We start from the raw sequence: 14,334 nt of genomic DNA, 5'->3' as shown, positions 1-14,334 counted from the left end.
GTTGGGCGCACCCTATGACAGGGACGCGCAACATTCAAACCGAGGCCGCCATGAGTTTCCTGTCTGCGACATTGTCCCGCGTCAAACCCTCGCCCACCGTCGCCATGACCGCCAAGGCCGCCGAGCTGAAGGCCGGGGGCCGCGACATCATCGGGCTGAGCGCGGGCGAGCCGGATTTCGACACGCCGCAGAACATCAAGGATGCCGCAACCGCCGCCATCGCGGCGGGCAAGACCAAATACACAGCGCCCGACGGTATCATCGAGCTGAAACAGGCGGTCTGCGCCAAGATGCAGCGCGATCACGGGCTGAGCTATACGCCTGCCCAGGTCTCGGTCGGCAGTGGCGGCAAGCAGACGCTGTACAATGCGCTGATGGCAACGCTCAATCCCGGTGACGAGGTGATCATCCCCGCCCCCTATTGGGTCAGCTATCCCGACATGGTGCTGCTGGGCGGCGGCACGCCGGTGGTGGTGGAAACCGCGCTCGAGTCCGCGTTCAAGCTGACACCGGCGCAGCTTGAGGCGGCGATCACACCGCGCACGAAATGGTTCATCTTCAACTCGCCCTCGAACCCGACCGGCGCGGGCTACAGCCGTGACGAGTTGAAAGGGCTGACCGATGTTCTGATGCGTCACCCCCATGTCTGGGTGATGTCGGACGACATGTACGAGCACCTTGCCTATGACGGGTTCGCATTCTGCACGCCGGCACAGGTGGAGCCGGGCCTGTACGAGCGCACGCTGACCTGCAACGGCACCTCCAAGGCCTATGCGATGACTGGCTGGCGGATCGGCTATGCCGCCGGCCCGGTGGGACTGATCGCAGCCATGCGCAAGATCCAGTCGCAATCCACCTCGAACCCCTGCACCATCAGCCAATGGGCGGCGGTCGAGGCGCTCAATGGTACCCAGGAATTCCTGGCGCCCAACAACGCCCTGTTCAAACGGCGCCGCGATCTGGTGCTGTCGATGCTGAACGCCATCGAGGGGATCGACTGCCCCACGCCCGAAGGCGCCTTCTATGTCTATCCCTCGATCGCGGGGCTGATCGGCAAGACGACGCCCAAAGGCACCCGGATCGACAGTGACGAGACCTTTTGCACAGCGCTGCTGGAAGAGGCAGACGTGGCGGTGGTGTTTGGCGCGGCCTTCGGGCTTTCGCCGAATTTCCGGGTCAGCTACGCTGCATCCGACGCGGCCCTGACCGAGGCCTGCACCCGCATCCAGCGCTTTTGCGCGTCACTGACCTGAAACGGGAGGCACCGGAATGGGCGCCGAATTGCCAGACTACTACTTCCGGATCCGGGACAACGGCGCCTTTGTGTTTCGCGTTGACACCGAGAACCGCCAGCGCCGGATCGAGATGGACCATATCGCGGTGGTCAATATCAAGAACGGCGATATCAAGCCGCAGGGCGGGCGCACGCTCAGCCCCGAGGACCTGCGAGAGATCAAGCGCTGGATGGCCGAGCGCACCGACCTGCTGGCGCGGCGCGATATCGACGATATCCACCGGGCAGTGGATTACCTGAACCTGACCACGCATTGGGTGCAGTCCAAGGCCAGCGACGCACAGCTTGAAGAGGTCACCGACGCGCTGTTGCTGGCCATGCACGACCTGCGTTCGGTGCTGGTCCGCAAGAAGGCGGACCGGCTGATGAAGGGCTGAAGGTCGCCCCTTGCGGTAGACAGAATTTCAAAGAAATTCTGCCAAAGAAAATTGAAATTTTCTTTGGACATTTTCTTTGCAAGAAAATGCTCCCTCAGCGTCCGGAACAACTCCTACAGGTTCCGGAAGGTCGGCACCTACTCCGTTCCCCCGCGATTTCCCAGCACGACCGCCGAGACGATGACAATTGCCCCCAGCACGGTCAGCAAGCCTGGACGTTCGCCCAGCCAGAGCCAGGCCCCGGCAAGACCGAACACAGGGATCAGCGTCAGCCACAGCCCGGCGGCGCCGGCCGAAAGATACCGCAGGCCGATCAGATACAACCAGAACGCCAGCGCATATTGCACGACACCGGACAGGGCCGCATAAGCGAGCGTACCACCGGGTATCGCGCCAAACCCGCCCATATCATCCCCGTGCGCCATCGCCCCCGCATAAACCAGCATCGCAAAGGCAAGCCCCACCATCTGTTGTCCCGACGCAAGCGAGGCCGCAGGGAAGCTGCCGACGATGCGACTGGAGATCACCACATAACCGGCCGCGAACAGGGTCGCGAGAACAACCATCATATCGCCCCTGAACGCCCCGCCCCGATCCTCGACAACCGGAGACCAGGACACCAACACCAGCCCGCCCACGGCAATCGCGATCGCCGCCATCAGACGCAGCCCTGGTCTTTGGTTAAACAGCACCCAGGCAACCAGCACGATCAGAACCGGTTCGCTTGCACTGATTATTGATGCCCGTCCCGCCGTGGTCTGCGCCAGACCGGCCAGCCCGACCACATAAGCCAGTCCCGGCTCAAGCACGCCGCAAAGCGCGCCCTTGGTCATCTCCCGCGACCGGTAGGTCCAGGGAAAGCGTGGCGCCGCGAGTGCCAGCAAGACGCAGACGCTAGCCATGAGCTGCACCAGAAGCAGCTGGATGGACGTCATCGAGACCAGAAGGTCCCGCGACATCACGGTGGCCGAACCCCAACAGGCAGCCGAGCCGATCATCGCCAGCCCCGCGACGCGTCGTTCGCCCGAGGTCGTCAAAGCCCCGTTTCCCGCGCCTGCCGCTCAAGAAGCTCGACCAGACGCTCTTCAACCGGACACCCGTGGGGAACACAGAGGTCTTCATCGCACAAACGGCAGAACCGATGCCCCTGGTCGGGGAAATCCAGCATCCGGCGCAGGAGCTTGTCCAGCATTTGTGCAAACGCCGCTTCCTCGGATGGGGACAATGCCTGCAAGGCGTGATCCAGAACTGCCTGACGACGCAGCAGCGCCCGCCTGCGCTGCCGCGCACCGGCAGAGGTCAGCCGGACATGCACCGCGCGCGCATCCGGCCCGCTCTGACGCTCGGCAAGACCGGAAACGCACAGCCGGTCAACCAGCCGTACCGCGCCGCTATGGGTCAGCCCCAGAGCCTCGGCGATCTCGGCCACTGTCAGCGCAGGGTTCGCGCCCAGCAGAACCAGCGCCGCCGCCGTCTCGCCGCCGGCATCGAGCGAGACATTCACCTCTGCCCGGATCCTGTCGGTCAACGTGAGCGCCAGGGCTCCCAGCATGTTACCGGTCTTTCCTGTCCACATGCCGCCCTCCAAAACGATTTATGTGATCGAGTCACATAAATCGAGTGCTAAGACAGTCAAGGCAGATATCTCTTTTCGGGCATGCAGAATTTCAAAGAAATTCTGACAAAGAAAATCTCATTTTCTTTGGACATTTTCTTTGCAAGAAAATGGGCCGGATCCGCGCGCGCGGCTAGTCGATCAACCGGATCGAGCGGCGCCAGAACCGGGTCATCAGCAAGCTTCCCGCGCAGGCGAGCCCCACGGAAAGGCCGGCCCAGACGCCGATCCCTTCCCAGCGCAGCACGAATCCCAGCACATAAGAGGCCGGGATGCCGACCAGCCAGTAACTGACCGCGGCCATGATCATCGGCACCGTCGTATCCTGCACCCCGCGCAACAGGCCCAGCGCCATCACCTGTGCACCATCGACCAGCTGGAACAACGCCGCCATCGCCAGCAGCCCGACCCCAATGGCCAGGATCTCGGGCCGGTTCGGGTCGTCCGGCTCCATGAAGAGCGAGATCAGCGGTTCGGCGCAGGTCAAGAACAGCGCGATCGTCACCAGGGACATCATCAGCGACATCGCGATCACCACCTTGCCGCCGCGCGCCATATGCTCTCTGTCGCGCCGGCCATAGGCATTGCCCGCCCGGATGGTCGCGGCATTCGACAGGCCCAGATGCACCATGAACGTGGCTGCAGCCAGCTGGATCGCGATCCCATGCGCGGCCAGGGGCACCGCCCCCAGCCAGCCCATCATCACGGCGGAGGCGGAAAACAGGCTCACCTCGGCCAGGTTGGTCAGGGCAATCGGCACCCCCAGCCGCACCACGCGCCGGAACATCTCGCTATCCGGGCGCCAGAAGCGGCGGAACAGCGTGTGTTGCGGCAGGACCCACAAGGCATAGGCCAGCACCGCCACCAGCGACACCATCTGCGTGCAGATCGAGGCGATCGCCGCCCCGGTTATTCCCAGTTCCGGTGCCCCCCAATTGCCGAAGATCAGCGCATAGTTCGCTGCGGCATTGGCAAAGACCGCTCCAACCGTTACCCAGAACACGACCTGAGTCCGCTCCAGAGCCGCCAGATAGGATTTCACCACCATCACCGTCAGCGCCGGGATCATACCCCAGCCAGCGACCCGCAGATACTCTGCCGCCATGGTGGCAATCTCGGGCTCCTGCCCCAAAGCCAGCAGAATCGGCTGCGACCAGATCAGCAGCGGCATCGCCAGCATGGCAAAGATCAGCGAGGCCCAAAGCCCCATCCGCGTCGCCCGCCGGATGCTGGTCTCGTCCCGCTCGGCGGCAGCGGCGGCCACCATCGGCATCACCGCCCAGCCAAAGCCCGCGCCCATCAGGAACAGCACGAAGAAATAGCTGCTGCCCAGCGTCACCGCCGCCAGCGCCTCGACCCCGTACCAGCCCAGCATGACCGTATCGGTCAGCCCGATGGCGAATTGCGCCAGATGCCCGCCGATCAGCGGTAGGCCCAGCACCGCGATCGCCCTTGCATGGCCGCGATATGTCATCACCTTGGTCATTCGCCCACGCTTAGGTGCGGCCCGACGTGAGGGCAAGTACCATCTTCGCCGTTTGCGCCACCGTCCTGTCCTGATAGCCTGACAGAGGTTCCTCAACCAAAGAGGGTGCGATGCCAGACCCGTTCGACCGATTGATCCCCGAAGCCCGCGCCTTTTTGGCCGAGTTGGCGGCCAATAACAGCCGCGACTGGTTCACGGCGCAGAAAGCACGTTACGACACAGAGCTGAAACGCCCTGCAGAGCTGTTGCTGGATCAGGTGGCGGCGCGGCTGGGGCCGGGCACAGCGACCAAACTGTTCCGAGCGCAGCGCGACGTGCGGTTTTCCAAGGACAAGACACCCTATAACACCCATCTGCACCTGCTCTGGACCACGCCGGAGGGGGCGCAATGGTTCTTTGGCGTCTCGCCCGACTATGTCACCGCGGGCGGCGGGCGGATGGGGTTCGACGCGGCCACGCTGGCCCGCTATCGCGCCAGCCTGCCCCAGCAAGGCGAGGGGCTGCGCGCGGCGCTGGCGGCGCTGGCGGATCAGGGCCTGCGCCTGTCCGAGCCGGAGCTGAAGCGCCCCGCCCCGCCGGTCGCGCCCGGGGATGCGCTGGCCGATCTGGCGCGGCGCAAGTCGCTGACCGCCTGGATCGACCTGCCGCCCGACGGGGAGGACCTGCCCGGGCGCATCCTGACGGCGTTTGAACGCCTGCGCCCGATGCAATCGGCACTGTCCCAGTTGCTGGAGAAAGGCGCATGAGCATGCAAACCGAGACCATTGATCTGAACGGCAACCCGTTCTTTCTGCGCCGCTGGGGCGATCCGGCGCTGCCGCCGCTGCTGATGTTGCACGGCTTTCCAGAATATGGCGGTGCCTGGGCTGACCTCGCTCCGCATCTGGCCCACCGCTTTCACTGCATCGCCCCCGATCAGCGCGGCTATGGCCAAAGCTGGGCGCCCGAGGGCGTCGCGCATTACGCCACCTCGCATCTGGTCGCGGACATGGCAGCGCTGGTCGGAACTCTCGGCACGCCGCTCACCGTGCTGGGGCATGACTGGGGCGCGGCGGTGGCCTATGGGCTGGCGATGTTCCGCCCCGAACTGGTCGACCGCCTGATCATCGCCAATGGCGTGCACCCGGTGCCCTTCCAGCGCGCGATGGCGGCGGGCGGGGCGCAATCGGCGGCCTCGCAATACATGAACGCCCTGCGCGCGCCCGAGGCGACGGAGCATTTCGCCGCCAATGATTACAAGGCACTGACCGATTTCTTCACCCGCCACATGGGAGGCCATGACTGGCTCAGCCCCGCGCGACTGGCCGAATACAAGGCCGAATGGGCGCGGCCCGGACGGCTCGATGCGATGCTGAACTGGTACCGCGCCTCGCCGCTGGTGATCGCTGCCCCCGGACAACCCCGCACCGACCTGCCCGACCTGCCGCTTGACCGGCTGCGCGTGCGCTGCCCGCATCTGCTGCTCTGGGGGCCGGACGACCGCGCACTGTTGCCCGAGGCGACCGAGGGGCTCGAGGATTTCGCCCCCGACCTGACCCGCATCACCATCCCCGGCACCGACCACTGGCTGTGCCATCAGGCGCCCGACCGGGTCGCCGCCGCCATCCTGGACTGGATGCCCCAACCGGAGACCGCCCGATGATCACCGTTCACCACCTGGCGCAATCGCGCTCGCTGCGCATCCTCTGGCTGCTCGAGGAGCTGGGGCTGCCTTATGAGGTCATCCGCTATGAGCGTGACCCCAAGACCCGCCTCGCCCCACCCGAACTGCGCGCCATCCATCCGCTGGGCAAATCGCCGGTGATCGAGACAGACGGCATTCGGCTGGCCGAATCCGGCGCCATCGTCGATTACCTCTGTACCCGCCACGCGCCCCAGATGATGCCGCCGCAGGACAGCGCCGCCTGGGCCGAGCATCTGGAACTGATGCATTTCGCCGAAGGCTCGGTGATGACACCGATCCTGCTGAACCTTTATGTCGGCCTTCTGGGCGAGGCGGGCGCGCCGCTGCATCCGCGCATCCAGTCGGAACTGACCAGCCATTTCCGCTTCATGGAGGACAGCCTGCGCCCCTCGGGCCATTTCGTGCTGGATGGGCTCAGCGCCGCCGACATCCTGCTCAGCTTCCCGGCAGGGGTGGTGGCGCGGCTGGGCCGCGCGGGTGAGTTTCCCGGGCTCGCCGAGTTCGCCGCCACCATGGCCGCGCGCCCGGCCTTCCAGCGCGCGCTGGCCGCAGGCGGCGGTGACTGAGATCAGTCCTGCCTGGCCCGCTGGTCGGGATGCAGGGCGGTACCCAGGATATGTTCGGATTTCTGGATCACGTGATGGGCGCGGCCCACGATCAGCGGATCGGGCTCGCCCACCACATGCTTGTCCTTGCCGGGATAGTCGATGGTCGACAGGAAATGGCGCATGCAGTTCAGCCGCGCGCGTTTCTTGTCGTTCGACTTGATGATGGTCCAGGGCGCATCGGCGGTGTCGGTGTAAAAGAACATCGCCTCCTTGGCCTCGGTATAATCATCCCACTTGTCCAGGCTCGCCTTGTCGATGGGCGACAGTTTCCACTGTTTCAGCGGATCGGTCTCGCGGCTCTTGAACCGGCGCTGCTGTTCTTCTTGGGTGACCGAGAACCAGTATTTGTAAAGCCGGATACCAGAGCGTACCAGCATCCGCTCCAAGTCAGGCGTCTGGCGCATGAATTCCAGGTATTCGTTGGGGGTGCAAAAGCCCATCACCCGCTCGACCCCGGCGCGGTTGTACCACGAGCGGTCATAGAACACCATTTCCCCCACCGTGGGCAGTTCCTGCACATAGCGCTGGTAATACCACTGGCCTTTCTCCTCCCAGGTGGGTTTGTTCAGGGCGACGACACGGGCCTGGCGCGGGTTCAGGTGCTCCATGAACCGCTTGATGGTGCCCCCCTTGCCGGCGGCATCGCGGCCCTCGAACAACAGAACGAAGCGTTCGCCGGTCTCCTGCGCCCAAAGCTGAACCTTCAACAGCTCGGCCTGCAACATCGCCTTTTCCGCCTCGTAGGGGCGGCGGGACATCTTGCGGCTATAGGGATACTTGCCGCTTTCGAAGGCATGGCGCACGTTTTCCGGGGTCGGCAGCCGCCGGTTGCGCGGGGTGCGCGGTTCCACCTCCGCTACCGGGGCAGTCGCGTCTTCAACCTTGGCATCGCCAGCCGGGTCTTGCGGGCTGGCCACCTTGACGACGGGGTCGGTGGCATCCACCCCGTTGGCTTTGCTGTCTTTTTGCGGGGCGATGGGCTTTGCTGTCTCCAAGAGTTCTGTCTCCTCGTTTTCCGTTCGTTCCGATCTGGGCGCGACTCTAGCCGCCCCGCAGCGCGCCCGCGTTGATCCGTGTCAAGAAAACGTTACAAATTGGCAGATCTTTCGATGACCGAGGCACCTCCGCCCCTTCACTTTGCTGCAAGTCCTCCGGGGGAGGTGACAAAATTCTGCGAATTTTGTGCCGGGGGGGCTGCGCCCCCTAGCGGTGGCCCCAGTCGTCGGGGTCTTCGGAATTGCCCGGCGACAGGCCCAGAACATCGCCCGCCGTCGAGCAGCCCAGCCCCAGCACCGTGCGGTTGGCATAGGCGAAATAGGCGCAGACCTGGTTGATCTCGAGAATCTCGCCATCCTCCCAGCCCGCCGCGCGCAAGGCGGTGACATCCGCCTCGACCATGTCCGCCGGCGTCTCGGTCAGTTTGCGCACATAGGCCATCGCGGCCCTCTCGCGCGCCTCAAGCGGCGCTTGTTCGGGCGCGCCCGCCTCGATCGCCGCGCGGATTGCATCGCTGCGAGCCCGATCTCCCAAGAGCCGCGTCAGCCCCGCGAAATGATGCTCGACACAATAGGCGCAGCCATTGAGTGCACTGACCCAGACCCCGAGCACCTCGAGAAACCATTTCGGGATGGCGTTGCCGGTGTGATGCAGCACATTCTTGTAGAGCGCCATATGCCCTTCCATCGAATGGGGCCTGAGCGAATGGACCATCATGATATTGTCCACATTGCCCCCCGGCCCGGTCACCCGGTCGTAAAGCTTCCTCAGCTTGCCGGTGGCCTCTTCGAACGGCACTGTCCTGATCCAACTCATCCCGCTTTGCCCTCGCTGTCCCATTTGCACGGGCCGAACGTGCACCCGGATCGCCCCAAGAGACAACCCCGTTTACTGTGATCTGGCGCACAGCCAAAGGTAGCGACAGCCGACATGATACAACCGGGAACTAACGAAAGGGTTCATCTCATGGGAAACTGGCAAGTCAAGCTCGACGCTAACAAGGCAATCGAGCAGATCGACCAACTGGCAAGTCGCGCCTGGCGCGCATTTCAGACCCCGTCGACGGCCGTGGTCGTCGAACTGCTCAACGAAACCCGCTATGACCTCCGCCATGTCTGCAACTATCGCTGGCAGGGCAACTTCATGGAACCCACTGACGACCTGCTGGCAGGTTGGGGGCGCGTCTGGGGCATGCAGTCCAAGGGGCTCGATGGCTGTTTCGGCGCGGTGATCTATCAGCTCTGGGATCAGGGAACCGAGACCGACGCCTTTCTGGTGATCGGCAACCTGATCTATTGGGACGGCGCGATGCCGCATTATACCGCTGAAATCACGACCAAGAATTACGAGAACGAAGGCAAGCCAAAGACCCTTGACCTGCTCAATGATGGGCGTTCCTCGGCCTGGAGCAAGGACTACAGGGATACCGGCGGCGTCTCCCTTGATCTGAAGGTCGATATCTGGCGGCAGGAGATCACCTCGATCGAGGAAAACTTCCGTATTCAGCTGACCAACCCAAGCTGATCCCAAGGGCCCGAAGCGTGACACCGGCCCGGCGGGCCGGTGTTATCCACAAGACTTCGCGTTCCTCTTCCCCCCGACCACATCACCTGCCATAATGGCGGCCAATCAAAAGCCGACCAAAATGAGCAGCCCCATGCCAGAAGATCTTCTCAGCGGAGCCCAGACCGCCACCTACGACGCTTCCTCGATCGAGGTGCTCGAAGGGCTGGAACCCGTCCGCAAACGTCCCGGCATGTATATCGGCGGCACCGACGAGCGGGCGCTGCACCATATGGTGGCCGAAGTCCTCGACAACTCGATGGACGAGGCGGTCGCCGGATTCGCCAACCGGATCGAGGTGGAGCTGCACGCCGATTACGCGCTGACCGTGCGCGACAACGGGCGCGGCATCCCCGTGGACCCGCACCCGAAATTCCCGGGAAAATCAGCGCTCGAGGTCATTCTCTGCACCCTGCACGCGGGCGGCAAGTTCTCGGGAAAAGCCTATCAGACCTCGGGCGGCCTGCACGGCGTCGGCGCCTCGGTCGTCAACGCGCTGTCGGATTCCATGGTGGTGCAGGTGGCGCGCGACAAGCTGCTTTATGAACAGCGCTTCTCGCGCGGCCTCCCCCTTGGCCCGATCCAGCAGATCGGCGCCGCCCCCAACCGGCGCGGCACCACGGTCACCTTCCACGCCGACGAAGAGATCTTTGGCCACCACCGTTTCAAGCCCGCGCGCCTGTTCAAGTCGATCCGCTCCAAGGCCTATCTGTTCTCGGGTGTCGAGATTCGCTGGAAATCCGCCATCGACGACGGCGAAACCCCGACCGAGGCCACATTCCACTTCCCCGGCGGCCTGGCCGACTATCTCAAGGAAACGCTGGGCAAGGCCTCGACCTATGCCGAGCAGCCCTTTGCCGGTACCGTCGACTTCACCGAGAAATTCAACACGCCCGGCAAGGTCGAATGGGCGATCAACTGGACGCCGTCCCGCGACGGCTTCATCCAGTCCTATTGTAACACCGTCCCCACGCCCGAGGGCGGCACGCATGAGGCCGGGTTCTGGTCGGCCATCCTCAAGGGCATCCGCGCCTATGGCGAGCTGATCAGCAACAAGAAGGCCGCCCAGATCACCCGCGACGATCTGCTGACCGGCGGCTGCGCGCTGGTCTCGTGTTTCATCCGCGAGCCCGAATTTGTCGGCCAGACCAAGGACCGCCTCGCCACGGTCGAGGCGCAGCGCCTGGTCGAGGGCGCCGTGCGCGACCATTTCGACAACTGGCTGGCCGCCGATACCAAATCCGCGGGCGCCATCCTCGACTTCCTGGTGCTGCGCGCCGAGGAACGCATCCGCCGCCGTCAGGAAAAGGAAACCCAGCGCAAGACCGCCACCAAGAAGCTCCGCCTGCCCGGCAAGCTGGTCGATTGTTCCGCCACCTCGCGCGAGGGCACGGAACTGTTCATCGTCGAAGGCGACAGCGCCGGCGGCTCGGCCAAGATGGCACGCGACCGCAAGACACAGGCGCTCTTGCCGCTCAGGGGCAAGATCCTGAACGTGCTGGGCGCGGCCAGCTCGAAACTCGGCTCCAACCAGGAAATCAGCGACCTGACCCAGGCGCTGGGAGTCGGGCTGGGGACACGGTTCAACGTCGATGACCTGCGCTATGACAAGATCATCATCATGACCGACGCCGATGTTGACGGCGCCCATATCGCCGCGCTGCTGATGACCTTCTTCTTCACCCAGATGCGCCCGATGATCGACACCGGGCACCTGTACCTGGCCTGCCCGCCGCTCTACCGGCTGACGCAAGGCGCCAAGCGGGTCTATTGCCTGGACGAGGCCGAGCGCGATGAATGGCTGGCCAAGGGTCTGGGCGGCAAGGGCAAGATCGACGTGAGCCGCTTCAAGGGCCTGGGCGAAATGGACGCCAAGGACCTGAAGGACACCACCATGAACCCCGAAACCCGCAAGCTGATCCGCGTCACCATCGACGAGGACGAACCCGGCGAGACCGGCGACCTGGTGGAACGGCTGATGGGCAAGAAACCCGAATTGCGGTTCCAGTACATCCAGGAGAACGCGCGGTTCGTGGAGGAGTTGGATGTGTGAAAAAAGAGACCGAGCTTCTTGCTCGGTCCTTTTCTCAACTCTAGTTTTCTTGCCTCGATAAGAACTACTCAAGCAAGATTTTCTTGCCGATGATGCCAAGCCGGACCACAATCTCTTGTGCTACAGCAAGCAGCATTCTAAACGCTTCGGCGCGAGCGAAATTATCAGCATAACGCCGACCAGAGCTTCCAAGTTTCTCCCTATACTCCCTGCGGAAGTTCAGAAGGATTTCTTCACGGTCGTCATGGAGAAACTTGCAGCTTCCAACAACAACCATTGTCCACCTTTTAGGCCGGGGCGGCCGCTTTTTCACCTGCATGTCGATTGGGCTCCTTCGCCCCAGCGCCATGAGATGACCGAACACGTGCTTCGATCAACTGCAGGCCGCGCGCGGTGACTTCATAAACGCGACGTGTTCGGCCTCTCCGACCTGCAGAACCTTGAAGATCCACTTGTGAGTTTACAAGGCCAAGCGACTCTAGCCGACTAAGCGCTGCATAAACTTGAGGTACGTGGACCTCCCTTTTTTGCTTTTCTTCCAAGAAGTTTCGGACATTCATCCCGTAAGCGTTTGCTCCAAGCGAGTAGACCGCTTGGATTACTTCTTCTTGAAAGGGCCCAACGGCCCACATCTCAAAACCGGTCCTGTCGAACCGATCCAGAGATGAAACTAGGTGGTGATTGCATTTTATAGCCTCCATTTTCAGATTGAACTGACGCATTCCGAGCTACGTCGGGTCTGGTCAGATCGGGTCAACAACTGACCCGATACCTGTTATATAATAAGCTATTATATAATAGTCAAGCCAAATACCGACGAGGAGCCAGCGTAGGGTGGGCAGTCCTGCCCACCGCCCACACATCCCGACAAAAAATACCTCCCCCACCCCCGCCTCCCCCTTGCGGCGTCCCAGGCCGGCACATAGACTCCTTTATGCAGGCGGCGGTTGACCGCAAGGACCCGCGCCCCTGCTGCGTCGAAAGTCTCATCGCCCTGATCCCCTCGGGTCAGGCAACCCTGACACCCAGAGCAACGACCACACGACCCCACCCGGCCGGCATGGTGCCCGCCGGGCATTCGTCAGGAGACAACACCCATGTCAAAGGAAAAGAGCCGCGGTAACCGCGAGGCCAAGAAGCCCAAAAAGGTGAAGCCCAAGATTCTGGCCACCGCGGGCATGAACAAGCCGACCGTGCTGAACACCCGCGACAAGGCCAAGTAACCCCCAGCGCCCGGCCGCCTTTGGGTGGGTCGGCCCCATCCGCCCCGCCTGTCCACCGGCCTTCCCCTGGCCGGGGCCGGTCACAACTTGCGTGATCACCGTTTGCGGCGGCGGTCGGGATGCATACACTCGGCCCCATGAGTCTTGTCATCGCAAACCAGCTGCCGCTGATCCTGTTCTGTTTCCTTGCCGGGTCGCTTGGCACCGGCTGGCTCTTGTTGCGCAAGCCGGCGGGGCATCGGGCCTGGCGGCTGGCCGATCTGGTCTGGGTCGTACTGGGCGGTGTCGGCGCGCTGGTGGCGGTGCTGGCGGGGTTGTACAAGGCCGATCACTCGCGCCTTGACCGTCAGATCGACATTGCCTATGCCGCCACCGCCGCGTTCGACCGCGATGCGGCGCGGTTCCGGCTGCGCTTTTGCGACCCGCCGTTTGACCCCGACATCGCGGTTCTGTGCGAGAAGATCGAGTTCCTGTCCGCCTCGACCGCCAGCAACAGCGAGTTGCCCCTGTTCATCGCGGTCACCGGCGAGGTGGCGCCGCTGGCCGGTCTGCATCTGTTGTTTGCCGGTCCCGGCATGCGCGACATGTCCGATCAGGTCGAGGCCTTTGCCGTCGATGAATTCCTGGTCTTTGCCACGCTCGACGCCCCAACCGAGGCGGCGCTGGAGGCGATGCGCCGCAAGGTGCCGCTGATCGCGGGCGATTTCCAGATCCTTGCCCGCGCCTATGAGGATCTGATCGCGCAGGTCGGCAAGCTGAAGACGGAATGGGAGTTCCTGCAGGAAAATGCCCATATCCTGCTGATCCAGGTGCTGGCGCTGGGTCTGGTCAGTTTTGCCGCGCCCTTCCGGCTGGGCAAATCCATCATCGAGCTTCGCTAGCCCCGCGCGATCGACTTGGCGATATCGTTGACCAGCAGGCGCAGCGCCTCGGTCTGGGCGGCGGCAAAGGCGGGGATTGTCTCGCCGCTCATCGGCACCGCATAGGAGAAGCGCCGGGCGCGTTCCAGGTGGCCATGGGCGGGCGAGGTCAGGAAGTATTGCCCGGAAAAGGCCAGCGCCTGCCCCGGCACCCCCGACAGGCGGTGCACCTTGACCGCGACCTGGATATCGGCCAGCCCCTCGAACGGCCAGGGGTCGGCGGCGACCGAGGCGTTCAACGCCTGATCCAGCCCCGCCGCCAGCATCTCGGTCAGGGCGCGTTCGGGCTCATCCGCCCAGAACCCGGTCTTGGTGGGACGCAACACGCCATCCTCTCCCAGCAGCGTGATCTCGCTGTCGCTGACATAGGCGGGCAGATCCATGCGCGTCACCTGGATGGTGCGGGCGCTGGTGCGATAGGTCTCGACCCCGGTGATCTCGGGCAGCAGATAGCGTTCCTCGGGGCCTGCGCAGGCGGCCAGTGCCAGAAGGGAAAGGGCAAACAGTCGTCTCAT

17 protein-coding genes are annotated in these 14,334 nt (G+C 63.6%); 9 read left to right on the top strand and 8 right to left on the bottom strand.

Features of this window, described 5'->3' with window-relative positions:
* The first annotated feature begins 50 nt into the window (after window positions 1–50).
* On the top strand, window positions 51–1,253 hold the full coding sequence (locus tag SPO_RS06440; RefSeq protein WP_011047005.1) for a pyridoxal phosphate-dependent aminotransferase: 1,203 nt from the start codon (window positions 51–53) through the stop codon (window positions 1,251–1,253).
* A gap of 16 nt (window positions 1,254–1,269) precedes the next feature.
* Window positions 1,270–1,671: a hypothetical protein gene (locus SPO_RS06435; protein ID WP_011047004.1), complete on the top strand. Its 402-nt coding sequence runs from the start codon at window positions 1,270–1,272 to the stop codon at window positions 1,669–1,671.
* Window positions 1,672–1,808: 137 nt separating this feature from the next.
* Here SPO_RS06435 and SPO_RS06430 read toward each other — a convergent pair whose 3' ends face one another.
* From SPO_RS06430 to SPO_RS06420, 3 genes are all read right to left on the bottom strand, one after another.
* The gene (locus tag SPO_RS06430; RefSeq protein WP_011047003.1) at window positions 1,809–2,708 is read right to left on the bottom strand and encodes a DMT family transporter; all 900 of its coding nucleotides are present in this window, start codon (window positions 2,706–2,708) and stop codon (window positions 1,809–1,811) included.
* Window positions 2,705–3,247: a MarR family winged helix-turn-helix transcriptional regulator gene (locus tag SPO_RS06425; RefSeq protein WP_011047002.1), complete on the bottom strand. Its 543-nt coding sequence runs from the start codon at window positions 3,245–3,247 to the stop codon at window positions 2,705–2,707. Before SPO_RS06425 ends, SPO_RS06430 begins: the two co-directional genes overlap by 4 nt.
* Window positions 3,248–3,419: 172 nt before the next feature.
* Entirely contained in the window at window positions 3,420–4,772 is a 1,353-nt protein-coding gene (locus SPO_RS06420; RefSeq protein ID WP_044028038.1) for an MATE family efflux transporter, read from the bottom strand.
* Window positions 4,773–4,882: 110 nt separating this feature from the next.
* Here SPO_RS06420 and SPO_RS06415 point away from each other — a divergent pair, with 110 nt between their 5' ends.
* From SPO_RS06415 to SPO_RS06405, 3 genes are read left to right on the top strand one after another with little or no spacing between them, the layout of a single operon-like run.
* The gene (locus tag SPO_RS06415) at window positions 4,883–5,518 is read left to right on the top strand and encodes a TIGR02453 family protein (protein WP_011047000.1); all 636 of its coding nucleotides are present in this window, start codon (window positions 4,883–4,885) and stop codon (window positions 5,516–5,518) included.
* Entirely contained in the window at window positions 5,515–6,414 is a 900-nt protein-coding gene (locus SPO_RS06410) for an alpha/beta fold hydrolase (RefSeq protein ID WP_011046999.1), read from the top strand. Before SPO_RS06415 ends, SPO_RS06410 begins: the two co-directional genes overlap by 4 nt.
* Window positions 6,411–7,022, top strand: a complete 612-nt coding sequence (locus tag SPO_RS06405) for a glutathione S-transferase family protein (RefSeq protein ID WP_011046998.1) — start codon at window positions 6,411–6,413, stop codon at window positions 7,020–7,022. Before SPO_RS06410 ends, SPO_RS06405 begins: the two co-directional genes overlap by 4 nt.
* 2 nt (window positions 7,023–7,024) lie before the next feature.
* Here SPO_RS06405 and ppk2 read toward each other — a convergent pair whose 3' ends face one another.
* Window positions 7,025–8,059 carry a polyphosphate kinase 2 gene (gene ppk2 / locus SPO_RS06400; RefSeq protein ID WP_011046997.1) on the bottom strand — a complete coding sequence of 345 codons (1,035 nt, stop codon included), beginning with the start codon at window positions 8,057–8,059 and terminating at the stop codon, window positions 7,025–7,027.
* Between the two features lie 208 nt (window positions 8,060–8,267).
* Window positions 8,268–8,876, bottom strand: coding sequence for a carboxymuconolactone decarboxylase family protein (locus SPO_RS06395; RefSeq protein WP_044028035.1), 609 nt, complete (start codon window positions 8,874–8,876; stop codon window positions 8,268–8,270).
* A 150-nt stretch (window positions 8,877–9,026) separates the two neighbouring features.
* Here SPO_RS06395 and SPO_RS06390 point away from each other — a divergent pair, with 150 nt between their 5' ends.
* Together SPO_RS06390 and parE are read left to right on the top strand one after the other, a co-directional pair.
* Entirely contained in the window at window positions 9,027–9,584 is a 558-nt protein-coding gene (locus tag SPO_RS06390) for a hypothetical protein (RefSeq protein WP_044028034.1), read from the top strand.
* A 133-nt stretch (window positions 9,585–9,717) separates the two neighbouring features.
* Window positions 9,718–11,676: a DNA topoisomerase IV subunit B gene (gene parE / locus SPO_RS06385; protein WP_011046994.1), complete on the top strand. Its 1,959-nt coding sequence runs from the start codon at window positions 9,718–9,720 to the stop codon at window positions 11,674–11,676.
* Window positions 11,677–11,740: 64 nt separating this feature from the next.
* Here parE and SPO_RS06380 read toward each other — a convergent pair whose 3' ends face one another.
* Together SPO_RS06380 and SPO_RS23480 are read right to left on the bottom strand one after the other, a co-directional pair.
* Entirely contained in the window at window positions 11,741–11,995 is a 255-nt protein-coding gene (locus tag SPO_RS06380) for a hypothetical protein (RefSeq protein WP_162472063.1), read from the bottom strand.
* Entirely contained in the window at window positions 11,964–12,236 is a 273-nt protein-coding gene (locus tag SPO_RS23480) for a helix-turn-helix transcriptional regulator (RefSeq protein ID WP_413243711.1), read from the bottom strand. Before SPO_RS23480 ends, SPO_RS06380 begins: the two co-directional genes overlap by 32 nt.
* A 537-nt stretch (window positions 12,237–12,773) precedes the next feature.
* On the opposite strand from SPO_RS23480, the gene SPO_RS23410 reads away from it, so the two are divergent.
* Together SPO_RS23410 and SPO_RS06375 are read left to right on the top strand one after the other, a co-directional pair.
* On the top strand, window positions 12,774–12,899 hold the full coding sequence (locus SPO_RS23410) for a hypothetical protein (protein WP_011046993.1): 126 nt from the start codon (window positions 12,774–12,776) through the stop codon (window positions 12,897–12,899).
* A 137-nt stretch (window positions 12,900–13,036) separates the two neighbouring features.
* On the top strand, window positions 13,037–13,780 hold the full coding sequence (locus SPO_RS06375; protein WP_044028030.1) for a hypothetical protein: 744 nt from the start codon (window positions 13,037–13,039) through the stop codon (window positions 13,778–13,780).
* Here SPO_RS06375 and SPO_RS06370 read toward each other — a convergent pair.
* A complete protein-coding gene (locus SPO_RS06370) occupies window positions 13,777–14,334 on the bottom strand; it encodes a PqiC family protein (protein ID WP_011046991.1) in 558 nt (185 codons plus the stop codon). The two genes, SPO_RS06375 and SPO_RS06370, sit on opposite strands and share 4 nt — an antisense overlap.

It is taken from the genome of Ruegeria pomeroyi DSS-3 (genome assembly GCF_000011965.2).
Lineage (GTDB): Bacteria > Pseudomonadota > Alphaproteobacteria > Rhodobacterales > Rhodobacteraceae > Ruegeria_B > Ruegeria_B pomeroyi.
This window is presented reverse-complemented; position numbering and strand designations above follow the sequence as displayed.